Annotated in this window: 22 protein-coding genes and 1 riboswitch; of the genes, 16 read left to right on the top strand and 6 right to left on the bottom strand. The window is 45.7% G+C overall.

The features are described from left to right. Positions 1–5 precede the first annotated feature (5 nt). From NSQ50_RS21965 to NSQ50_RS21955, 3 genes are all read left to right on the top strand, one after another. Positions 6–1,934 (top strand): PTS fructose transporter subunit IIABC, encoded by a 1,929-nt coding sequence (locus NSQ50_RS21965; protein ID WP_038572586.1) that lies wholly within the window; start codon positions 6–8, stop codon positions 1,932–1,934. A gap of 176 nt (positions 1,935–2,110) precedes the next feature. After that, positions 2,111–2,611: a Crp/Fnr family transcriptional regulator gene (locus NSQ50_RS21960; RefSeq protein WP_036682996.1), complete on the top strand. Its 501-nt coding sequence runs from the start codon at positions 2,111–2,113 to the stop codon at positions 2,609–2,611. Between the two features lie 315 nt (positions 2,612–2,926). After that, the gene (locus NSQ50_RS21955) at positions 2,927–3,598 is read left to right on the top strand and encodes a YitT family protein (RefSeq protein WP_076130250.1); all 672 of its coding nucleotides are present in this window, start codon (positions 2,927–2,929) and stop codon (positions 3,596–3,598) included. 254 nt (positions 3,599–3,852) lie between these two features. Here the strand turns inward: NSQ50_RS21955 and trhO are convergent, their stop codons facing one another. Beyond that, the gene (trhO, locus tag NSQ50_RS21950) at positions 3,853–4,749 is read right to left on the bottom strand and encodes an oxygen-dependent tRNA uridine(34) hydroxylase TrhO (protein ID WP_076223570.1); all 897 of its coding nucleotides are present in this window, start codon (positions 4,747–4,749) and stop codon (positions 3,853–3,855) included. Between the two features lie 302 nt (positions 4,750–5,051). Here trhO and NSQ50_RS21945 point away from each other — a divergent pair, with 302 nt between their 5' ends. Beyond that, positions 5,052–5,846 carry a TIGR00266 family protein gene (locus tag NSQ50_RS21945; RefSeq protein WP_036682990.1) on the top strand — a complete coding sequence of 265 codons (795 nt, stop codon included), beginning with the start codon at positions 5,052–5,054 and terminating at the stop codon, positions 5,844–5,846. Between the two features lie 647 nt (positions 5,847–6,493). Here the strand turns inward: NSQ50_RS21945 and NSQ50_RS21940 are convergent. Both NSQ50_RS21940 and NSQ50_RS21935 read right to left on the bottom strand, forming a co-directional pair. Continuing rightward, a complete protein-coding gene (locus NSQ50_RS21940) occupies positions 6,494–7,582 on the bottom strand; it encodes a hypothetical protein (RefSeq protein ID WP_340949722.1) in 1,089 nt (362 codons plus the stop codon). Further along, complete coding sequence (locus tag NSQ50_RS21935; RefSeq protein ID WP_036682987.1) at positions 7,528–7,809, bottom strand: hypothetical protein; 282 nt, start codon at positions 7,807–7,809, stop codon at positions 7,528–7,530. Before NSQ50_RS21935 ends, NSQ50_RS21940 begins: the two co-directional genes overlap by 55 nt. Before the next feature lie 238 nt (positions 7,810–8,047). Here NSQ50_RS21935 and NSQ50_RS21930 point away from each other — a divergent pair, with 238 nt between their 5' ends. The 8 genes from NSQ50_RS21930 (at position 8,048) to metE (ending at position 17,459) form a co-directional block, all read left to right on the top strand. Beyond that, positions 8,048–8,494 (top strand): NlpC/P60 family protein, encoded by a 447-nt coding sequence (locus NSQ50_RS21930; RefSeq protein ID WP_076223616.1) that lies wholly within the window; start codon positions 8,048–8,050, stop codon positions 8,492–8,494. Positions 8,495–8,656: 162 nt separating this feature from the next. After that, complete coding sequence (locus NSQ50_RS21925; RefSeq protein WP_036682984.1) at positions 8,657–9,358, top strand: response regulator transcription factor; 702 nt, start codon at positions 8,657–8,659, stop codon at positions 9,356–9,358. After that, a complete protein-coding gene (locus tag NSQ50_RS21920; RefSeq protein ID WP_076223568.1) occupies positions 9,355–10,362 on the top strand; it encodes a sensor histidine kinase in 1,008 nt (335 codons plus the stop codon). Before NSQ50_RS21925 ends, NSQ50_RS21920 begins: the two co-directional genes overlap by 4 nt. 85 nt (positions 10,363–10,447) lie before the next feature. Next, complete coding sequence (locus tag NSQ50_RS21915; RefSeq protein ID WP_036682980.1) at positions 10,448–11,218, top strand: ABC transporter ATP-binding protein; 771 nt, start codon at positions 10,448–10,450, stop codon at positions 11,216–11,218. Then, complete coding sequence (locus NSQ50_RS21910) at positions 11,193–13,142, top strand: FtsX-like permease family protein (RefSeq protein ID WP_076098617.1); 1,950 nt, start codon at positions 11,193–11,195, stop codon at positions 13,140–13,142. Before NSQ50_RS21915 ends, NSQ50_RS21910 begins: the two co-directional genes overlap by 26 nt. An 18-nt stretch (positions 13,143–13,160) precedes the next feature. After that, the gene (locus tag NSQ50_RS21905) at positions 13,161–13,784 is read left to right on the top strand and encodes a DedA family protein (RefSeq protein WP_036682974.1); all 624 of its coding nucleotides are present in this window, start codon (positions 13,161–13,163) and stop codon (positions 13,782–13,784) included. Between the two features lie 50 nt (positions 13,785–13,834). Beyond that, positions 13,835–14,695: an undecaprenyl-diphosphate phosphatase gene (locus NSQ50_RS21900; protein ID WP_036682972.1), complete on the top strand. Its 861-nt coding sequence runs from the start codon at positions 13,835–13,837 to the stop codon at positions 14,693–14,695. A gap of 99 nt (positions 14,696–14,794) precedes the next feature. After that, positions 14,795–15,000, top strand: a riboswitch (cobalamin riboswitch). A gap of 155 nt (positions 15,001–15,155) precedes the next feature. Beyond that, on the top strand, positions 15,156–17,459 hold the full coding sequence (metE, locus tag NSQ50_RS21895; protein WP_076104363.1) for a 5-methyltetrahydropteroyltriglutamate--homocysteine S-methyltransferase: 2,304 nt from the start codon (positions 15,156–15,158) through the stop codon (positions 17,457–17,459). A 146-nt stretch (positions 17,460–17,605) separates the two neighbouring features. Here metE and NSQ50_RS21890 read toward each other — a convergent pair whose 3' ends face one another. After that, complete coding sequence (locus NSQ50_RS21890) at positions 17,606–17,758, bottom strand: DUF1540 domain-containing protein (protein ID WP_076098619.1); 153 nt, start codon at positions 17,756–17,758, stop codon at positions 17,606–17,608. A gap of 428 nt (positions 17,759–18,186) precedes the next feature. On the opposite strand from NSQ50_RS21890, the gene NSQ50_RS21885 reads away from it, so the two are divergent. Further along, positions 18,187–19,302: a DUF4349 domain-containing protein gene (locus NSQ50_RS21885; protein WP_076141630.1), complete on the top strand. Its 1,116-nt coding sequence runs from the start codon at positions 18,187–18,189 to the stop codon at positions 19,300–19,302. Between the two features lie 91 nt (positions 19,303–19,393). Here NSQ50_RS21885 and msrA read toward each other — a convergent pair whose 3' ends face one another. After that, the gene (gene msrA, locus NSQ50_RS21880) at positions 19,394–20,380 is read right to left on the bottom strand and encodes a peptide-methionine (S)-S-oxide reductase MsrA (protein ID WP_038572566.1); all 987 of its coding nucleotides are present in this window, start codon (positions 20,378–20,380) and stop codon (positions 19,394–19,396) included. A gap of 98 nt (positions 20,381–20,478) precedes the next feature. Continuing rightward, positions 20,479–21,099: a TVP38/TMEM64 family protein gene (locus NSQ50_RS21875; RefSeq protein ID WP_076098621.1), complete on the bottom strand. Its 621-nt coding sequence runs from the start codon at positions 21,097–21,099 to the stop codon at positions 20,479–20,481. A 163-nt stretch (positions 21,100–21,262) separates the two neighbouring features. Here NSQ50_RS21875 and NSQ50_RS21870 point away from each other — a divergent pair, with 163 nt between their 5' ends. The 3 genes from NSQ50_RS21870 to NSQ50_RS21860 all read left to right on the top strand — a co-directional run bounded on the left by NSQ50_RS21870 (position 21,263) and on the right by NSQ50_RS21860 (position 22,987). Further along, positions 21,263–22,198, top strand: coding sequence for a Gfo/Idh/MocA family protein (locus NSQ50_RS21870; protein WP_036682963.1), 936 nt, complete (start codon positions 21,263–21,265; stop codon positions 22,196–22,198). Between the two features lie 23 nt (positions 22,199–22,221). Further along, entirely contained in the window at positions 22,222–22,545 is a 324-nt protein-coding gene (locus tag NSQ50_RS21865) for a hypothetical protein (protein WP_036682960.1), read from the top strand. Between the two features lie 124 nt (positions 22,546–22,669). Next, on the top strand, positions 22,670–22,987 hold the full coding sequence (locus NSQ50_RS21860; protein ID WP_036682958.1) for a winged helix-turn-helix transcriptional regulator: 318 nt from the start codon (positions 22,670–22,672) through the stop codon (positions 22,985–22,987). The last annotated feature ends 109 nt before the right edge of the window (positions 22,988–23,096 follow it).

Genomic DNA, 23,096 nt, shown 5'->3' with positions numbered 1-23,096 from the left:
ACATGATGAAAATAACGGATTTAATGATAAAAGAAACTATGATCATGGATCTAAAAGCTACAACTAAGGAAGCTGCAATTGATGAATTGATTGCAAGTCTTGCTGCTAGTGGCCGAATTAATGATCCGATCCTTTTTAAAGAGATGATTCTGAAGCGCGAAGAGCAATCCAGTACTGGGATTGGTGGCGGTATCGCGATGCCGCACGCTAAGACTAAAGCGGTAAATGAAGCGACGGTTGTATTTGCTAAGAGCGCAAAGGGAGTGGAGTTTGAATCCCTTGATGATGAGCCAGCACGTATCTTCTTTATGATTGCCGCTCCAGAAGGAGCAGGCAATATGCATCTTCGTACACTGGCCTCATTGTCCAGACTACTGATCGATAGCGAGTTCATTGAACAGCTTATGAATACTCAGACTCCGGATGAGGTATCAGCTTTGTTTGATGCCAAGCAGGCGGAAGGCGAAGCTAAGGAGAAAGAGAACGAAGCCGCTGAAACTGCCGCAAAGTCAGAGCCTGAACGTGTAATCGTGGGCAACCCGGATTCCCAAGCTTTTGTCGTAGCTGTAACTGCTTGTCCTACAGGCATTGCGCACACTTTTATGGCTGAAGATGCCCTTAAGAAAAAAGCTCTAGAAATGGGAGTTAATATCCGTGTAGAGACGAATGGTTCAGAAGGGGCCAAAAACGTACTCACCCCTGATGAGATTCGGCGTGCAAGCGGTGTAATTGTTGCAGCTGATAAAAAGGTGGAAATGGCCCGTTTTGACGGTAAACCTGTACTGCAAAGACCGGTAAGTGATGGCATCCGTAAGTCGGAAGAGCTTATTCGTAAAGCTATGAATGGGGAAGCGCCGATCTATCACAATGAAGGTCGCGGTGGCAATGACGAAGGGTCTAAAGAGAAATCTGGCAGTATCGGCAGTAAAATATATAAGGACTTAATGAATGGGATCTCCCACATGCTTCCGTTTGTAGTCGGTGGCGGTATTCTGCTAGCAATCTCCTTCCTGATTGAACAAGTAGGTGGAGCAGATCATCCGCTGTTCCAGTTACTGCAGACAATCGGTGGCGGAGATGGTGCCTTCCATTTCCTAATTCCAGTCCTTGCTGGATTTATAGCGCTCAGCATTGGTGATCGTCCGGCTCTGATGCCAGGTATGGTTGGGGGCTACATGGCCTTGAATTCCAACGCTGGGTTCCTCGGCGGGCTGGCTGCTGGTTTCTTGGCGGGTTATGTAATTATCGGACTACGTAAAGTATTTGCAGGTCTGCCTAAAACACTTGACGGACTGAAGCCGATCCTGTTATACCCGGTATTCGGGCTTCTAATTACCGGTGGATTGATGTATTACCTGTTCGATCCGGTCTTTAGCTGGATCAATGTAGGACTGATTGATTGGCTTAATGATCTTGGAACTGTTAATGCTGTTATTCTGGGCCTGGTTCTCGGTGGCATGATGGCCATAGATATGGGTGGACCTTTCAATAAAGCTGCTTATACTTTTGCCATCGGTGTATTCACTACCAGTGGCAATACCAACGGCTTCATGATGGCTGCTGTAATGGCCGGGGGGATGGTGCCTCCACTTGCAATAGCACTGGCTTCTACTTTCTTTAAGAATAAATTCACGGAAGAAGAACGTAAATCAGGCTTAACGAACTATGTGCTGGGCTTGTCGTTCATTACGGAAGGGGCCATTCCATTCGCCGCAGCCGATCCGCTTCGTGTCCTAACCTCTTGTATTCTTGGTTCGGCCGTTGCTGGAGGTCTTACACAGCTTTGGAATATCAACGTGCCTGCTCCGCATGGCGGGATCTTTGTAGCTGCCCTTTCAAGCCACGCGCTGTTGTTCCTGTTGGCTGTTCTGATCGGTTCGGTCATCTCCGGATTGATGCTCGGATTATGGAAGAAACCGCTTGAAGCAAAGTAACTTTATAAGTAAATTGAACTGCTGGGTGCCAGAATTTTCATTCTGGTGTCCAGCAGTTTTTGCATGGACTTTAATCTACCCCTTTCCTCGCCCATAGGTAGATTTATCTCCATAAATGAGGTTTAATTTTATATAATTGAAAATATATATAATCAGAAGGAAAAGGAGCGAGCGAGATGATATTACATAAGGGGGAAGTCTTGTTCCGCCAAGGAGACAGCTGTGATTTTTTATTTAAGGTAAAAAGCGGGCTGTTCAAGGTCACAAGACTTCATGAGAATGGGAACATGGTGTTATTTAACATCCTGTATCCTGGTGAGATGGTTCCCCATCATTCACTCATTTCGCCAAAGGAGGCGCATGGAACGGCAGTTGCGATGATGAAGAGCGAGGTGGAGGCAGTTCCATCAGCAGAATGGTATCAACAGCTGCGGGATGATCCTGGTCAAGCGATGGAAATCGCCAGACTGCTTCAGGAGAAGGTACGGTTTATGCAAACACGGCTGGATCATCTTACTGTAGGTACACCTGCAGAACGTATGGAATTGCTAACCCGCTGGTTTAATGACTATTCTCATGGCGCAGCGCTAACAGAGTTATTGACCCAGGAAGAAATAGGGCAATTGATCGGTGTAAGACGTGAAACAATCAACCGTTTGCTGCGGAGTACAGAGTGATTCCTGCTTTTTTCTGGCAAACTGTTTAGAGTAGGGTGGCTCCGTGGTATAATGTAAACAGAACTTATCAAATTAGAGAAAGGATCAGGATACCATGTGTCCCCGAAGGACGATTCCCCAAAGGACGATTTGGAAACGTTATGATCTGTCTTATACTTAGCTTCCCTGTAGAAGGTGCGTAAACCGTTGTTACTTGACGAACCGCCTCTGCGAGGGGAAGGAGTATATATATGCGAAGGAGCAATACCTCCGGTTTTACCCGTCGTAGAGGTTGGTGGGACGTCTAGCCGCCATATACGATAAGGGGAGACCTGTATGAGGAACCACAATTACGGAGTGAATGTACTGCTCCGATTGACAGTCATTTTGTTTGGAACATTTTTGCTTGCATTTACTTATTATCACATCAATTTTCAGAATCATTTGTCAGAGGGCGGATTCGTAGGATTATCGCTGCTCGGCAAATACGTATTAGGAATTTCACCTTCGATTTCAACTCTGCTTCTAGACGTTCCAGTACTCTTGATAGCATGGATGTTCAAAGGGAAAGCGTTCGTGTGCAACACTTTTGTTTCTGTAGGAGCTTTTACAATCTTCTACGGTCTCATGGAACGTTATTCCGGTTTGGTCATCAACTTGCAGGACAATTTGGCATTAGCAGCTCTTTTGTCCGGCGTACTGACAGGTTTAGGAGCGGGAATTATCCTGCGGAGTGGCGGGGCTAGCGGTGGAGACGATATTTTGTCGCTGCTGGTTAGTGAATGGAAGGGAATCAAAGTAGGTACGGTATTCATCATGATGGATGTAATCGTTCTGGCACTATCACTCTTTTATATGCCTGTTAAAGAAACGATGTATACAGTGATGGCAGTAGTCGTAGCCGGCTATGTGATCACCTTTACAACCTCTTTAGGCAAACCAAAGCTAGTGAAGGCGCCAAAGATTCAATCTACTTTGCGTAAACCTCATGATGGTACGGTAATGTGAATAAGGCTGTATAAACAGCTTATTTCGGGGATATACTACATTTAAGGTCAGCCAGAATTTCTGGTTGACTTTTTTTTGCTGGATATGACGTAATTTAAAGGGTGTAGTCCTTAGGGGCGTTGCTTGGATGTTTCGCTCATAACAAAAGGTGGCGTACAGTGAAAATTCTGTACGCCACCTTTTAGTTAACTTAAGACTCACTTGTGCTCGTCTTTGAATCGTGTAGAGACATTTGCGACCAGCTTGTCTTTTATTTAGCCCACGGTATTCGTGATAGCTTCGCATTCGTCCGAACAATGACCACTGTGCTGTGTTTCACAGTCCTCACAGCAAATATGCTGAAGATGACAAGCATCATTGGCGCAATTGATAAATTGGTCAGCTGGCTGACCGCAGTGATGGCAACGTCCGACAACGATATCCTCGTCGGTATGATTAATCTGTACGGAGATCCGCTCATCGAAGACATAACATTTTCCATCAAACAGTTGGCCCTGTACCTCAGGGTCTTTACCATAAGTCACAATGCCGCCATCCAACTGGTACACCTGCTCAAAGCCTTCCTTCATCATAAACCCGCTTAATTTCTCGCAGCGGATCCCGCCTGTACAGTAGGTCAGGATTGGTTTATCCTTAAGGTCGCTCATATTCTCGCGAATCCAGTCCGGGAATTCTTTGAAGCTGTCTACTTCGGGGCGGATGGAGCCGCGGAAATGACCAAGATCGAATTCGTAGCCGGTACGACCATCCAGAATCACCACATCGTCGCGCTGCATCATTTCGTAGAAATCTTTAGGCGCCAGATGCTCTCCGGTAATCACGTTAGGGTCCAGTTCATCCTCGACCCGGAACGTCACGAGTTCCTTTTTATAACGAACGAAGATCTTTTTGAAGGCATGACCATCAGCCTTATCGATCTTGAAGACGATATCGCTAAACAGAGGGTTTGCGCGCAAATCCTTCATGTATTGCTCGGTTTGGGCAACCGTACCTGATAGTGTTCCGTTAATGCCTTCATCAGAAATAAGAATTCGTCCCTTTACATCAAGCTCTTTGCAGTAAGCCAAATGCTCCTGGGCGAATAGTTCTGCATCCGGCACTTTTACAAATTTATAGTATAGCAGAATTGCATATTCCGATTGTGGATTCATTCATTTCACCTTTATCATTAGAATTAGACTACTAAATAAACATTTAAGTATAAAAAGTATTGTAACATATTATCAAGTATTGACAAGAGATGTGGTACAGTAACCTGAAGAAAGCTGGTATAAATATCATTATTCAGGGATACCAGGATTAAGGTCAGCCAGAACCTCTGGTTGATTTTTTCTGCAGGATATAGGCGGTTTTCATGGATAGTTATGATTAGCGAAACCGTGAATCGCAACGCACGTATATATTTTCATTCATAAGTCACATGATGACTTTAATTATAAGGAGGAACTGCGGGATGAGTGCTCATGAGATTGATTATGCCATTATGGGTGAGGAAATACAGTGTGTAGAGGTGCAGCTTGACCCAGGAGAGAGTGTAATTGCCGAAGCCGGGAGCTTTATGATGATGGATCAGGAAATAACAATGGAGACGATATTTGGTGACGGCAGCGGAGGCTCGCGTGGAAGTGGCTTGATGGGGAAGCTGATGGGCGCGGGCAAACGTCTGTTGACAGGTGAAAGCTTGTTTATGACTGTCTTCACACACAGTGGTTCTTATGGGCGTAAAAGTGTTACCTTTGCTGCTCCGTACCCAGGCAAAATCATCCCGCTCGACTTGCAGCAATACGGTGGAAAAATCATCTGTCAAAAGGATGCGTTCCTTTGCGCGGCAAAGGGCGTTTCAATCGGTATTGAATTTCAGCGTAAGCTGGGTACTGGCTTTTTTGGTGGGGAAGGTTTTATTATGCAAAAGCTGGAGGGTGATGGACTTTCATTTGTACACTCTGGCGGTTATGTTATGGAACGCACACTTCAACCGGGAGAGACGCTTAAGCTGGACACTGGCTGTCTAGTCGCTATGACGTCTTCGGTGGATTACAATATTGAGTTTGTAAAAGGGGTCAAAACCGCGCTGTTCGGCGGTGAAGGCCTGTTCTTCGCAACGTTGCGCGGACCCGGCAAGGTGTGGGTACAATCGCTGCCATTCAGCCGAATGGCCGATCGCATCCTGTCCGCTGCCGGCAACAGCGGTCGGAAAGAAGAAGGAAGCGTGCTTGGTGGGCTTGGCAATTTGCTGGATGGCAGATAAGTCTGCGTGAGCGAAGCGCATAGCGTGGGAGTAGAGGATATATGGAATGTGGAGTGAGCGTGGAAAGCATATGAAGCAAAGAGCGTACGAAATATGGAGTGAGCGTGGAATTGCTGAGCATATGAGGCAAAGAGCGCGCGAAATGTGGAGTGAGCGTGGAAATACTGAGCATATGAGGCAAAGAGCGCGCGAAATGTGGAGTGAGCGTGGAAATGCTGAACATATGAGGCAAAGAGCGCGCGGAATATGGTGAGCGTGGAAATGCTGAACATATGAGGCAAAGAGCGTACGAAATATGGAGTGAGCGTGGAATTGCTGAACATATGTAGCAAAGAGCGTACGAAATATGGAGTGAGCGTGGAATTGCTGAACATATGTAGCAAAGAGCGTACGAAATGTGGAGTGAGCGTGGAATTGCTGAACATATGTAGCAAAGAGCGTACGAAATATGGAGCATATGAGGTATACAACATTACAAGAGGACGCATCGTTTCAGCGGTGGTTCTATATTGGGATGGTGAAACAAGGGCAGAAATGCCCTTGTTTTGCTGTAAAGGTTTAGTATCGCGCGAAAGAAGGGCGAAAGTACCTTTGATTTGCTCGAATGAGCTAGTGTGACGCGAAAGAAGGGTAAAAGTGCCTTTGATTTACTCGATACTGCCAAATGAAGTGTATAAATCCCGTAGAATGGAGCCGATGGAGCACATATAGCCAAATGAACGGTATAAATCCCGTAGAATGGAGCCGATGGAGCACATATAGCCAAATGAACGGTATAAATCCCGTAGAATGGAGCCGTTGGAGCACATATAGCCAAATGAACGGTATAAATCCCGTAGAATAGAGCCGATCGAGCGTATACGGTCAAATGAACGGTATAAATCCCGTAGAATGGAGCCGATGGAGCACCTATAGCCAAATGTACGGTATAAATCCCGTAGAATGGAGCCGATGGAGCACCTATAGCCAAATGAACGGTATAAATCCCGTAGAATGGAGCCGACGGAGCACCTATAGCCAAATGAACGGTATATATCCCGTAGAATGGAGCCGACGGAGCACATATAGCCAAATGTACGGTATAAATCCCGTAGAATGGAGCCGACGGAGCACATATAAGCCAAATGAACGGTATAAATCCCGTAGAATGGAGCCGATGGAGCGTATATGGCCAAATGAACGGTATAAATCCCGTAGAATGGAGCCGATGGAGCGTATACGGTCAGATGTACGGTATAAATCCCGCAGAATGGAGCCGACGGAGCACCTACGGCTATATGAACGGTATAAATCCCGTAGAATGGAGCCGATGGAGCACCTACAGTCAAATGAACGGGATAAATGCCGTAGAATAGAGCCGATCGAGCGTATACGGTCAGATGAGCGGTATATATCCCGCAGAATAGAGGTGATCGAGCACCTATAGCCAAATGTACGGTATAAATCCCGTAGAATGGAGCCGATGGAGCACCTATAGCCAAATGTACGGTATAAATCCCGTAGAATGGAGCCGATGGAGCATATATGGCCAAATGAACGGTATAAATCCCGTAGAATGGAGCCGATGGAGCGTATACGGTCAAATGAACGGTATAAATCCCGTAGAATGGAGTCGATGGAGCGTATATGGCCAAATGAACGGTATAAATCCCGTAGAATAGAGGCGATCGAGCGTATACGGTCAAATGTACGGTATAAATCCCGTAGAATGGAGCGGATGGAGTAGTTGCGGCCAAAGGAGCGGTATAATCCCATAGAATAGAGCCGATCGAGCGTATACATCTCTATAAGCGCTATATATCCACAGATAAGTTACTTCAACAAGCAATAAGTTACTTATGTTCGATGGGATATCACCGTTCGGCGTTTGCAATATCAACTCTAAATTGTCCTCCACTACCGTTATCGCTGCCACTGCTGCCACCACCACTGCTGCCACTGCTGCCACCACCACTGCTACCACCACTGCTACCACCACTACTGTATTCTTAAACCAATTTATAGTTTGTTAAAGCCGTAATGGGCTATGCTCATTTACGGTTTTTTATGTTTTTGTAAGTAATGGTTGGCCGAAGTAGATGACCACTCAGGTAGGATTGGGATAGTTTAATTAATAACTATATAATACCAGTTCATGAGTAGCTGGTTCAGGTATGATGTGTTCAACACTAAATCGTACTTTGGAGGAATGTATATTGGTAATGGACGTGGAATTTGGCAAGGAAATTGGGAATGCTATTAGTTGGGCTAAAGAGCGGCTGGGGTCGCAGGAGTATCCGCTGCGTTGTCTTGCTTTTGTTGAAGATGCATATGAAAGAAGCAATGGGATCGAAATGTGGGGAGGCAGCGATGCACGTGAATCCGCTGAGCTGTACGATGCGCACAAGAACACCGGGGCTCCGCCAGCTGGCGCGTTTGTTTTTTATACTTGCTCAGGTTTGGTGGACGGTGAGCTTAAGGATTGGGGGCATGTAGCTTTGGCCCTTGGGAATGGCGAGGCCATTCATGCCTGGGATAAAGTAAGGATAGATCACTACATGGAAATTTGCCATCTGCAAGCTGCTCCAGGCTGGAGCCAACCAGAACTTATCGGCTGGGCACCTGTAGAGCGAGTTCTTGCCGGGATTCAGAAGAAACAATGGGACTAGTTGATATCCTCAAACCTAACTTATCCAAGAACCTAGAAGGTGCCGTAAATAGGTGCTTCATGGGTTCTTTTTTCTTCCTTCTGATTTGACTAACCCTATGCACGGTGTATATATTATTTGGCAGACCCCCTTATATTGTTAAGGCTGGACCGGAGGTATGATATGTTTAAAATATTTATTATAGAAGATGACCGTGGACTTGTGGCTTTGCTGCAGGATTATTTACATAAGTTTGGATATGATACGCAGGCGGTGAGTGATTTTGAGCGGGTCCGCACTCAGTTTGAGGCGTTCGCGCCACATCTGGTGCTCCTTGATGTTAATTTGCCAAAATACGATGGTTATTACTGGTGCCGCCAAATTCGCGGAATTTCAACCTGCCCTATTCTTTTTATATCTGCCCGCGATGGCAAAATGGACCAAGTAATGGCGCTGGAAAATGGAGCCGACGATTATATCACTAAGCCTTTTGATTACGAAATCGCGATGGCCAAAATCAAAAGTCAGCTGCGGCGCGCCTACGGCACCTATGCCGGAGGGAATAATGAACGCACACTGAACGTTGCGGGAATGACGCTGGATGTAGAGCGGCTAATCCTTACCCGAGGCGAAGCTAAAGTGGACTTAAGCCACACGGAAGCCAAAATACTAGATGAGCTGATGCAAAAGTCCGGAGTCATCGTTACCCGGGACAGGCTGCTCGAAAAAATCTGGGATGATCAAGCCTTCGTGGATGAAAATACATTAAATGTATATGTTACACGTGTACGCAAAAAACTTGCTGCTCTCGCTATCACAGATGGACTACAAACCGTGCGCGGTCAAGGCTACCGTTTGATTCCGAATTGGGGGGATGAGGAATGAAGTTGTTTTTAAGGGAACAGTTCCCCCTGATCGTGGTTTATCTAGCCCAGCTAGTCCTGATCACATTAGTGTATCGGCTGGATGGAGGCAGCGGTCTGAATGTAAGTTTATATGCCGCGCTGCTTAGCACTTGTCTACTGATTGGCTACCTCGCTTACCGTTATGTCACCAATCGCACGTTCTATGAACGTTTGGAGACTACGCCCTCCTCTCTCGATGAGGCAGGTGGCCCTGCACAGGATTCTCCGCTAGCCGTAAGCTTGCGAGGTTTACTGGGGTCGCAATTCCGCCTCTACAAAAATGATTTGCACAGCTACCGCCACAAATTAGAAGAACATATTCACTTTATTAATCAATGGGTACATGGCATGAAGACGCCGTTGTCTGTCATTCATCTGATCATTCAGGATAAGGATGGCCCTCCTTTTACGGCAATTGGTGATGAACTGGATCGTCTGAAAAAAGGACTGGATACCGTGCTTTATACGGCCCGTCTGGATACTTTTGAACACGATTTCTATGTGGAACGGCTGAATTTGGAGACAATCGTGCGTGGTGTGACCTCTGAGCAGAAGCGGCTTTTTATTCGAAAAAGAGTTTTTCCAGCTATACAAATAGATGAGCAGATTACCGTAACTACGGATGAAAAATGGCTCACTTTTGTCCTTACGCAGCTGATTACGAACGCTGTACGTTATACGACTGTAGAGGGCAAACATGTTTTTTTTCAAGGGATGGTCACGGAAGATAAGCAGACTGTGCTTGAGATCCGGGATGAAGGAGTGGGCATACCAGCAGGAGATCTGCCGCGCGTGTTCGATGCATATTTTACCGGGGTGAATGGACGAACCTTCCAGGAATCTACGGGGATGGGTTTATATCTCGTGAAGCAGATCTGCGGCAAGCTTGGACATGAGGTGAGTATCCGTTCCGAAGAAGGAAGCGGGACCACCGTGCGGATTGTATTTAGGGAGCAGCATATAACAAACCTTACAAATGTGTAAGGGCATTGTAAGTTTCAGAAATAGCAGCCCATGTGTACACTTTGTATAATGAAGGCAATCCAGTCGAAAGAAGGAGAGGTAACACTTGCCCATTCTAGATGTTCATAATTTATCAAAAATATATGAGGGTAAAGTGTCCACTCAGGCGCTGAATCATATCCGCTTTTCTGTAGAAAAGGGGGAGTTCGTTGGCATAATGGGCCCATCAGGGAGCGGGAAAACAACGCTGCTCAACACGATTGCCACCATCGACCAACCGACCTCCGGTCAGATTCTGATCAACGGCCGAGATCCTAATCTGCTTAGCAGAAAAGAAAAGGCACTTTTTCGCCGTCATGAGCTAGGCTTCGTCTTTCAGCATTTTAATCTACTGGATACGCTCACTGTAGAGGAGAACATCGTATTACCTTTAACGCTTGCAGGTGCCCGTGTCCCAGAGATGGAGAGCAGGCTAAAAGAGGTCACTACCTTGCTTGGTATCGAACATTTACTGAAGAAGCGCACGTATGAGGTCTCAGGCGGACAAATGCAGCGGGCGGCTATCGCCCGGGCGATGATTCATCGTCCAGCGTTAATTTTGGCGGATGAGCCCACAGGCAATCTGGATTCCAAAGCCTCAGGGGAAGTCATGAATATGTTGACAGAGGTGAATAAGGAAGAAGGAGCTACGGTGCTGATGGTCACGCATGACGCAGTGGCTGCAAGCTTTTGCAACCGGGTCATCTTTATTAAAGACGGACGTTTCTATAGTGAAATGTACAAAGGCAGTAATAGAGGCGCTTTCTTCCAAAGTATTATTGATATGTTGTCTCTGCTTGGGGGAACCAGCCATGACCTTTCGGCAATTCGCTTATAGGAATGTAACACGTAATAAACGCAAATATGCCGCTTATTTTGTCGTCAGTGCTTTTTCGGTGATGATCTTTTTCGTGTGCGCTTTGTTTATTTACCATCCGGATATTTCAAAGAGCTTAATTTATAGTACGGCGGCTCATACGATGATGGTGGCAGAGGCAATTATTTATGTCTTTTGTTCTTTGTTCGTGCTCGTATCCGTTGGATCCTTCCTGCAGTCGCGGAAGATGGAGTTCGGAATTTTATTGATGCATGGAATGACGAAGAGACAGCTAAACACCATGGTTTTTCTGGAAAATATGATGATCGGCACCTCTGCCATCCTGACGGGTACCCTTCTCGGGTTACTTCTGGGCAAATTATTTCTGATGATCGGATCCACTTTTTTGGGAATTCCCCTGTTAACCTTTCATCTCCCATGGCAGGCACTTGTGCTTACGATCTGCAGCTTCGTGTTATTGTTTTTTCTGATATCGCTTTGCACCTTTGTTTTTATCGGCAATGAGTCACTGATGCGTCTGTTTCAGGGAGAGCGTAAGGCAGAAGAAGAACCCAAAGTATCCTTTGTATTATCTATTATTACTGCTGTATTGCTGATTAGTGGTTATTATTTGGCGGCTACTGCAAAAGCTGCTTCCGTAGAGAAAGTCATGTTTCCGGTCGTTGCAATTACGGTTATCGGGACGTATCTCTTTTATACCCAGCTAAGTATTTGTGTGGTTAAGCTGCTTAAGGACATTCGGCGCTTGTATTGGCATCGTACGAATATCATCACTTTATCGGGCTTGTCCTACCGCTGGAAAGAGAATGGCCGAATGTTTTTTATGGTGACGATTGTATCCGCAGTCTCCTTCACTTCAGTAGGGGTATTTGCATCGATACATACACTTTCCAGAGAGCTGAAATTGGATTATCCTGCAGCAGTGGGTTATGTAGCTAAAGGAAATCAGGCGGATGAACCCTTTGATCAGCATCTGAACGAAATTAAGGAAGAGCTCAAGACGCACGGACTCCCTTATGAAGCGCTTAGTATCCCGATTAAATATGCTGAGGTCGAAGCTCAGACTGGACCCGATCGCACTTTACGCCTTCCCTTGATTGCTTTTAGTGATTATAATCTCGCCCTGCAGCGTGCAGGTTTCACAACGGCTGAGCGTGCTCTGGTGGGCAACGAAGGTCTGGTGATGATTGGTTCACAGCGGGATCGCAGTTTAACAGAAGGCAGAGTAAAAGCGGTCTATTCCTTGCAGCAAGGACTTGCCATTAAAGAAATAGGTTATACCGCGCAAGTCCCCATTGCTGAATATTTATTGCCGGAGCTGGATGGTAGAGATGGCGGGGATTTTAGTGGTGTCGTGATCAGTGATGAGCTCTACAGCGCTATTGATCCCGTGCAGACGGATCTTTATACAGGTTTTTATGTAGAGGATTTTCCACAGACGGTAGGTATCGCAGATGATCTTGCCCATAAAGGCAAACAGTCCTATGAAAGTGATTCTCCGTATGCGATTGTGATCAGCGGCACGCTGTTTGAACTTCAGAAAACATTGTATAACACAATGCTTTTTGCTTCATTGCTGGTGGGTACTGTCTTTTTTATCGCGGCAGGCAGCTTTCTTTACTTCCGGTTATATACCGATCTTGATCATGATCGCAATCAATATTCCACTTTGTCCAAGATGGGGCTTACGGATAAAGAACTCAATCGAATAGTCACAATTCAGCTCGCTCTATTGTTTTTTGTGCCGGTCGGAATAGCTATTTTACACAGTGTGTTTGCCTTTATTGCGCTTCAACGGTTGTTCTACTTATCTATCGCAACGGAGACAGGCGCGGTGTTACTCGGATATTTGGCTGTTCAAGGACTATACTTCTTTTTTATTCGCAGCCGCTATTTACGCAACCTGAAGAAGAACTTGATATGAGAAATGGGGGTAACAAGAATGCAAGCATGGATTACAGATTTTATGGAGCAGTTTGGTTACTTCGGTATTTTTCTGATGCTGGCCTTTGAAAATATATTTCCACCAATTCCTTCAGAAGTGATCCTGCCCTTTGGAGGATTTATGACCACTACGACGAGCTTAACGATCCCTGGTGTAATCATTGCTGCCACTGCTGGATCACTACTGGGTGCAGTAATTCTCTATTATATTGGCCGATTATTGGATGTGAGCCGGTTAGAGAAACTGGTTGAACGCTGGGGGGGTCTAATTCGCGTTACTAAAAAAGATATCCACAAGGCTGACGCCTGGTTTGATAAATATGGCTATTGGACTGTATTGTTTTGTCGGATGGTTCCGCTGGTCCGCAGTCTGATTTCGATTCCGGCGGGAATGTCAGGTATGAAATTTGGAGTATTTATGATCTTCACAACGATTGGCACATTGGGATGGAATTTGCTGCTTGTGCTTATTGGCGCGGCTTTGGGCGAATCCTGGGAAGACATTGCCATGTACATGGATGTGTACTCCAATGTGGTCTATGTACTAATTGCTGGCGGATTAGTTATTCTTGGGTTTCTGTACTTCCGCAAACGCAGCCGGAGAATGAACACTGAGGGCTAAGCGGGTGGAGGACTGATAATAGAAATGACTATTAAAAAGGAGGGAAACACATGGAGCTATTAACGATTATTAAAGCCATTATTTTGGGGCTTGTTGAAGGTTTAACCGAATTTGCTCCAGTATCCTCCACGGGTCATATGATTATTGTTGATGATATGTGGCTGAAATCACAGGAGTTATTTGGACAATATACGGCAAATACCTTCAAAATAGTTATTCAACTGGGTTCTATATTAGCGGTTGTTGTGATTTTTAGAAATCGATTCATTGATCTGTTGGGCTTAAGGCGTTTCAGCCGTAAGCAGTTGGACCCTGTAACAGAGAAGCTACCGCAGTTAGAGCAGGGCGGGCACCTCAAGCTGACACAGGTTCTGGTAGGGTTAGTGCCTGCAGGTGTGTTAGGTGTTCTGTTTAATGATTATATTGATGAGCATTTATTCTCTACCTCAACGGTGTTAATTGGTCTAGTGATCGGGGCTATATTAATGATTATTGCGGATCTGTTTGGGCCGAAGAAGATCAGAACTGAGAGTGTAGATCAGATTACATACAAACAGGCACTTGGTGTAGGTCTTGTACAGTGTTTTTCGTTATGGCCTGGATTTTCACGCTCGGGCTCGACGATTTCTGGTGGCGTAATCCTCGGGATGAGCCATCGTGCCGCTGCTGATTTTACGTTTATTATGGCAGTACCCATCATGGCAGGTGCCAGTCTGTTGTCACTGATGAAGAACTGGCAATATTTCACCATGGACGCGCTGCCGTTTTTTATTGCAGGCTTTATTAGTGCCTTCCTATTTGCGCTGTTATCGATGCGTTTCTTCTTAAAACTGATCAATCGTATCAAGCTCTTACCGTTTGCTATATACCGTATAATTCTTGCTGCTGTAGTATATTTCGTATTTTTCTAAGTCCGTTATAAGGAATCGATATAACAGAAGCCCCAGTAATCTATTGCAGATTGCTGGGGCTTTCACGTATGATGACATCAGATTAAGACACTCAAATGATGAATGATATCGGAGACAGGTGCTGACCGGAAAATAGTAATTCGGTAGGCTTAATAGGGAAATTCGGTTCGAAGCCGATGCGGTCCCGCCACTGTAACGGAAGAATCTCGAGCAACAGAGGTCACTGGCAATTTACTACTGCTGGGAAGACTGCTCAAGATGTTGACGCCGCTAGCCAGGAGACCTGCCTGTTTCAACAGCACTGCTTCACCTACGGAAGATAGGGAGGTGTTAGACGTTAACCATGGGTATATCATGGGCGTCTTTCCCTTTGACTTTTTTAGGGAAGGGCGCTCTTTTTTATAGGAAAGCAAGTAGTTTTGGAGTTTGAAATAAGAGATTGAAGAGGGAGTGTATCGAAATGACGAATAAGGTAAAAGTAAGCAATCTTGGATATCCGAGAATCGGAAAGAACCGCGAATGGAAAAAGGCACTGGAGGCATTCTGGCAGGGGAAAATAAATGAGGAGCAATTCCGCTCCGAAATGGCAGCAATCCAGCTGCAGCATTTGAAGACCCAGCAAGAAGCAGGAATTGAGCTTATTCCGGTAAATGATTTTACATTTTATGATCATGTGTTGGATGCGGCTGTTATGTTTGGAATCGTACCTCCACGGTATGCGTATGATGGCGGCGACATCGGGCTTGATCTTTATTTTGCAATGGCCCGTGGTAATGCTGAGGCTACTGCCTGCGAGATGACCAAATGGTTCAATACGAACTATCACTATATCGTTCCAGAGATCGGCACACAAACACCACGCCTGACTGAAAACAAACCTCTAGCGGCTTATCGTTTTGCTAAATCGCAGGCAGGGATTGAAGGTAAACCGGTACTTTTAGGTCTGTATACCTTCCTTAAGCTGTCCAAAGGTTACGCAGCGGCAGATATCGCCAAGATTGCTGCACGTTTTGTTCCAGTCTATGTTCAACTGCTACAGGAACTGAAGCAAGAAGGGGTAAGCTGGGTACAAATCGATGAGCCAGCGATTGTTACAGGCATAAGTAAAGAAGAATTAACACTGCTTAACTCGATATACACAGACATTGCCGGCTCCGTGCCGGGCTTGAATATTATTTTACAGACGTATTTTGAAGCTGCTGAGCCGCTGGAGGCACTGCTAGAGCTGCCTGTTCAAGGCTTGGGTCTTGACTTTGTGCACGATGGTGGAACGAATCTGGCTTCCATCGAACGTCTTGGCTGGCCGAAGGACAAATGGCTGGGTGCCGGAATTATTGATGGACGGAACATTTGGCGTTCCGATTTAGACGCTAAGCTGCAACTGGTAGAAAAGCTCAGCGTTCATGTACCGCTTGATCGTCTTATTCTTCAGCCTTCTTGCAGCCTGCTGCATGTCCCAGTCACCGTTCAAGGTGAAGTGAAGCTGAAGGCGACAGTTAAGAATGCGTTAGCCTTTGCCGATGAGAAGCTTAAAGAGCTTAGTCTGCTCGGAGCAGCCGTCGCAGATAAAGGAGAAGCTTCTCAAGCAGCGCTGGCCGCTAGTCGTGAAGCTATTGCAGCGTTCCGCGCACTACCTGAGCGTGGCCGTAAGGATGTGGCGGAGCAAGTGCTTGCACTTGCAGCTCTACCAGACCAACGCAGTCTGCCTTTTGCTGAGCGCTTAAAGGTGCAGCAAGAGAAATGGCAGCTTCCACTTCTGCCAACCACTACAATTGGTAGCTTTCCGCAGACAGTCGAAGTGCGCCAGGCGAGATTGAAATGGCGTAAAGGGGTCTGGAATCAGGAGCGTTATGATGGATTTGTTCGTGAGCAGATCGCGGATGCAATTACCTTCCAAGAAAAGCTAGGTCTGGATGTTCTGGTCCACGGCGAGTTCGAGCGTACAGATATGGTGGAGTTTTTCGGAGAAAAGCTGGATGGATACTTGTTTACTAGTAATGGCTGGGTTCAATCCTACGGTTCCCGTTGCGTTAAGCCGCCGGTGATCTACGCGGATATTGCATTTATACAGCCTATGACTGTTAAAGAAAGCGTCTATGCACAATCGTTGACGAAGCTTCCGGTTAAAGGAATGTTGACGGGCCCTGTTACTATCCTCAATTGGTCATTTGTACGTGATGATCTCAGCCGGGAAGAGGTAGCCAATCAAATTGCTCTTGCCCTTCGCCATGAGGTAAAAGCGTTGGAAGATGCAGGCATCGAAATGATTCAAGTGGATGAGCCGGCTATTCGTGAAGGACTTCCGCTAAAGGCAGAAGACCGTGAGCATTACCTGAACTGGGCAGTGAAGTCGTTCCGTGTTGCCACGAACCATGTGAAGGCTACGACACAAATTCATACGCATATGTGCTATAGCGAATTTAATGACATGATCGATTCAATATCGGCTATGGATGCTGATGTAATCTCCATTGAGACTTCACGTAGCCATGGTGAGCTGATTATCAGCTTTGAGGAGCAGGCCTATGATAAAGGAATCGGTCTTGGAGTGTACGACATCCATAGCCCGCGGGTTCCAGCTGTCGAAGAAATGACTGCGAATATCGATCGTGCGCTGCGGGTGCTTGACCCTGAACAGTTCTGGATTAATCCGGATTGCGGTCTGAAAACGCGGGGCTGGCAGGAGACAGAGGATGCACTACGTAACATGGTAAGAGCTGCTGCTATTGCGAGGGAAAAGACAGGGGTTATTGCTTCTAAATAGACTTAAATAAATTAGAGCCAGGGTAATTTACCCTGGCTTTTTAGTTCAATTATTTTTTTGTAATCAGCTACTTGATAATAATTCTCAATCTTGTTAGAATGAAAAAGAAAAAGAAGGAACCGTGGAGGGTCCCTTTAGGCATTTACTTATTTACTTTCGAAAGTTTTGCAATCTGTTTCTTCTGCGCGTTTTGGTTCTTGGGAGCTGTGGAAAGCTACGAAGATCGATTCAGCGCTGCATTTGTTCTCTTCTGCCCAGTGGGTGCAGGAGTTAACTTCACAAACTACGTCTTTTGCCATGAGGGTTCACCTCCCCTTTTAGTAATTGACAGTATCATTCAAAGAACGGCTCTGTTCAGCAAGGTGGAGCTTGTCTCAGCAAAGCCGTGTCACGCCCTCATTCATTATGAATAGAGGGTATTTGGATTTTTTTACTAGGTTAGACGTGGTAATTGTACCAAATAATGAGTTTGTAAGCAAATGAGTTCTTTAACTTTCGGGACCCCTCCCATATAAAAAATATGTCCAATAAGAGTCGCAGAAATGCGGCTTTTTGTGTATTTCAACAAGAAAAACCAAAAGAAATTTACCGAAATTCCATATTCCAGTGCAACCTTCCAAGTTTTGGGGCGTCAAAGAAATGAGAGACGGAAGAGATCTGTATAGAACATGACATTCCGTAACGTTACAATGCTAGGGATTACCACTACATTTTTGGAGGAATGAGAATGCGCAAATGGGGTCTGCATTACTTATGTTTATTAATTCTTGCGGTGGTATTGGCAGGTTGTGGCTCGGGTGATAACAATTCGGCAGCTGACAAATTAGCTAGTGACGGCGGAAATACGAGTAATTCTGCTGCAGCAACAACTGAGCAATCTTCAAAAGCTACATTAGCGGATAAGAACACCTCAGCAGAGGCTGAGACAGCAGCGGGAGGCAACGAAGCCCCAGTTGAAAAAGGTTTGACATCAGAGAACACGGATCAAGCAAACGCGGGATTTACGGGCAGTGATGTCGTGGAAGGATTGAACAAGAAGCTTATCTATCATGCCAATCTGACTATGGAAGTAGAAGACTACGGTAAAGCTCAGACTGAAATTCGAAACATGGTAACGATGGCTAAAGGATATATTATAGAGTTTAACGAGAACATGTCGCAATATGAGCAAGGGGGGACGTTTATCCTTAAGGTGCCAGCCTCCGGATTCTCTCCTTTTCTGAATAATTTGGAAAAAGTAAAACACGAATCGCTACAGCGCAGCATTCAAGGTCAGGATGTCTCGGAGGAGTATATTGATCTAGAGTCGCGTCTGAAGGCAAAGCAGTTAATGGAAGCTCAATATACTGAGTTTATGAAAAAAGCAACGAAATCAAGTGATCTGGTCGCCTTTGCAAACGAGCTTGGTTCGATTCAAGAAACGATTGAGCAGATCAAAGGCAGAATGCGATATATAGATCAGAACGTATCCTTTTCAACGGTAGAGCTTAGAGTGTACCAGACGGATGAGAGTTTAGCTGTGAAGGAAAAGGCAGAGCAAGGTCCATTGCTGGAACGCGCATCAGATGCTTTAAAAGGAAGCCTGAACGCACTATCTGTTATGTTTCAGTGGCTTTTTGTAATTCTTGCAGGCGCATTGCCGATTCTAATCGGTGTGGGCATTATTTTAGCCATCGTTTGGTTTGCCCGCAAAAATATCCGCGTACGACGGGAGCAGCAGACCCAGCGGATACGGCAGGAAAATCGGGAGCTGAACAAGGAGGTACTCCCTGCACCAGCAGAGCCAAAGGTGACAACCTCAATAAAGGATAAGAAAGCGAACGAGGACGAGAATAAAGAATAAGCTCCTATGAATTAAAAAGCCTCCAATTCATGGTATACCGTGAATTGGAGGCTTTTCTATAAGACAGTACAGTTTCGCACGTTATCGAAGATTAGGCAGGCTGGAAGAGTACACGATACTCGCCATAGCCCTCTTTCTCCAGATCCTCTTTCGGTATAAATCGCAGTGCCGCTGAATTAATGCAGTAGCGCAGGCCGTTTTCCCCTGGACCATCGTCGAAGACATGACCTAGATGGGAATCTGCTACTTTGCTGCGCACTTCTGTGCGAACCATCAAATGGCTGAGGTCCGTCTTTTCCTTCACGGCGTAATCGCGGATTGGACGTGTAAAGCTGGGCCAGCCACAACCGGAATCGTATTTATCCTGCGAACTGAATAATGCTTCACCAGATACGATATCTACATAAATGCCTTCTCCGTGGTGATCCCAAAAATCATTTCGGAAAGGTGACTCTGTAGCGCTATTCTGAGTGACTTCATATTGAAGTGGCGTCAGACGTTCTTTCAAGCTTAGTTTATCTTCTTTATGTGTCCAGTGGGTTTCGATAAAATCCTCTCGGCCGGAACCCTTACGGTAACGTTTGTAGTGGCCCGGGTTCTTACGATGGTAGCCCTGATGATATTCTTCGGCAGGATAGAAGGTTGCTGCCGGGAGGATCGGGGTAACAATCGGGCTAGCGAATCGTCCGCTTTCTTGCAAAGCTGCCTTGGAAGCCTCTGCTTGTTGCTTTTGCTCTTCAGAATGGGTGAAGATAGCCGTTCCGTAAGAGGTGCCGCGATCATGGAATTGTCCACCCGCATCGGTTGGGTCAATTTGCTGCCAGAATAACTCAAGCAGCTTGCTATAAGGGAAAATTTCTGGGTTGAACGTAATTTGTACCGCTTCAACATGTCCTGTGGTTTCGGAGCATACCTCTTCATAGGTAGGATTCACTGTATGCCCGCCAGTATAGCCGGAGACGACACTAATAATGCCTGGCAATTCCTCGAACGGCGAGACCATGCACCAGAAGCATCCACCTGCAAAGGTTGCTTTTTCCGCCTTGGAATTTATATGGTTAGTCTGATGTTCACTCATTAATATCCCTCCATTCATGTAATGCAATTAAATAGATCACAATCTAATTATAAAGCAAATAACCACAGCCTGCCAGCTTCCGCCAAATAAGCTCTCTGTTACCTAGTGTTTCTTACTTCCTGTGAACTGTAACGAAAGCTTAGTCCGGCTATAATAAGCACAATGGCATAAACAACGATGGCTATAATCGCATTTCCAGGGTTCTGGAACAGTTGATCCCCAAGGAAGGCATACAAGGCGATGCCTGGGATTTTTCCAATAGCTGAGGCAGCTAGATAACTCCAGAAGGGCAGCCCGGCTGCTCCGGCATAGATGTTAACTGCTGTCTGCGGGATAATCGGCAAGAGACGTGCAAAGACAATAGAAGCAAAGGGCCGCCGTTCTATGCCTTTTGTGAATTTTTCAAGTAGGGGAATAGAAGTCAGATAAGCTCTCGCTTGATCTTGAAATAAGAACTTCACTACGCCGAAAAGGAATGCGGCAGCAAGGGTTGTAGCTACCCAGCAAATTAAAGCACCAGCCAAACTTCCGTATGCATAACCAAAAAATCCGATGACCGCTTTGTACGGTACAACTGGAAAGAGAGCCAGTAAAGTTGCGATCCCTATAGAGCCGAAAAGATTATGATCCTCTTTCATCCAGCTAAGGATGTCATATCTGTAGATAAACGCAAGGATTGTGCCCGAAACATAAAGAATAATCGAGAACCATTTTCTCATAGCTAATATACCCTTTCTTCCACTCATTCATCTCATCATACGGGATAAAAAGTAAATTTTGAAGTGAAGATCATTGTCGGCGAACGCCAAGCAGGTATAATAGCATTTATAGAGAACAAAGAGAGAGATAAATTCTTGAATTATAAAGAGGGGAGTTAGATCAGTGATCGTTTCTGTACGCAAAAGAGTCGCCATCATCGGGATTGGCAATATCGCCCGCAAAGTATATTTGCCACTGCTCTCTCAGCATGGACAAGTTGAGGTAGTGGGGGTTCTCAGTCACTCATCCACAACAGTAGAGCAAGCTGTTAATGCCTATCGCTTTCCTAAAGGTACGACAAATTTAGACGAGCTGTTGTCTTGGGATCTGGATGCAGTATTTGTGCATAGCCCAACGACGACCCATTATGATATAGTAACAAAATGTCTCGAACAGGGGATTTCGGTGTATGTAGATAAGCCGCTGTCCTATGATCTGGAAGAATCCAGAAGGATGGCAGAGCTGGCAGAAAATAAAGGGCTGCTGCTAGGAGTGGGCTTTAATCGGCGTTTTGCCCCAATGTATGTCACCGCCAAGAGTTGGCTCGAGGAAGCTGGAGGCATTAGCCATTGCCACGCGATTAAACATCGCACGAAGCTGCAATTAGGCAGCAGCCGTGAGACTGTACATGACGACTTGATTCATATGCTTGATCTGCTGTTATGGTTATGTGGAGATCAGTATGAGCTGCTTCGCAGTAATCTTCAATCCAATGGAGAGGGGCGACTTGTCCAGGCATCTGGAATGCTGGGTTGGGAGCAAGGCTCAGTGGGGATGTATAGCATGGTTCGTGAGGCTGGTGTTGATTTGGAGAAGCTGGAGCTGCACGGTAATGGCCGTTCGGTGGAAGTGGCAGATCTGGACCAAGCCATCCTATATGAAAAAAATGCTTTGCCACGGACCCAGAGCTTTGGAAGCTGGGATACGGTGCTGGATAGAAGAGGTTTCGGTGGAGTGGTAGATCATTTTCTGAACAATATAAATACACCAGAGTTATGCAGTATTGCTGCTTCAGCAGTTCTGCCTAGTCATAGATTGGCAGCTCAGCTTGCTGAATGAGGTCTCTAAGAAAGGAGTAAAATATGGAAGACAACCGTAAATTAGTGGAGGAACAAATCATCGAAAGCTATAAGCGGGAGGAAGAGATGATGATCCTTGTATTCGCCCAGTGGTGCGTGAATCAAGGACTCGACCCGCACAGTTTATATTTGCAGGCTTATCCACAGCAAGAAGGGAATGAAGCCTTGCGAAAAGCGCTTGCCCTAACGGTTTCTGCGGAGGAAGCAGGGGATATTTCCGATGACACAGTTCTCGGCGTACTCTCCTTATTCGGAAATGATGACTTGGCGCAAATCGTGACAGAAGCGATTGCTCAAAGGGAATCTAAAGCACATACAGGGGATTGACAACGAGGATATAATGATAATGTCAGATGAACTTTTTTTAGTAAACGATGTTCATCAGGGATGAAATGTGTTAATATTATATATACTAACTAATAGTAAGTTTCGCTAGTGAGAGGTGAGAACAATGGAAGAACATCAAATTTCGATGTGTCCCAGATTTGAGACAGCCTTCTCTTTCTTAGGCAAACGTTGGAATGGACTTATTATTCAGACATTGATGAGTGGACCGAAGCGGTTTAAAGATATTTCCGGCCTCATTCCTTCAATGAGCGATAAGATGCTGTCCGAGCGGATGAAGGATTTGGAAGGTGAGGGTATCCTGGTTAGACATGTATACCCGGAAACACCTGTACGTATTGAATATGAACTAACAGACAAAGGCCGTGCGCTGGAGCCTGTTATGCAGCAGATTCAGTCTTGGGCTGAGAGCTGGGTAGAGTAGAAATCAAAGTCGTGTTGTGGCCCTTTTTCCTGAAGAACGGAGGAGGGCTTTTCAATTTTTAAATAAAAACCTTGCACAGATCGAAAAAATCTGTAATATAATAGAAAAA

Source organism: Paenibacillus sp. FSL R10-2788, from assembly GCF_038003885.1.
Lineage (GTDB): Bacteria > Bacillota > Bacilli > Paenibacillales > Paenibacillaceae > Paenibacillus_AQ > Paenibacillus_AQ odorifer.
The sequence above is the reverse complement of the archived record's forward strand: the minus strand, read 5'-3'. Positions and strand labels throughout refer to the sequence as shown.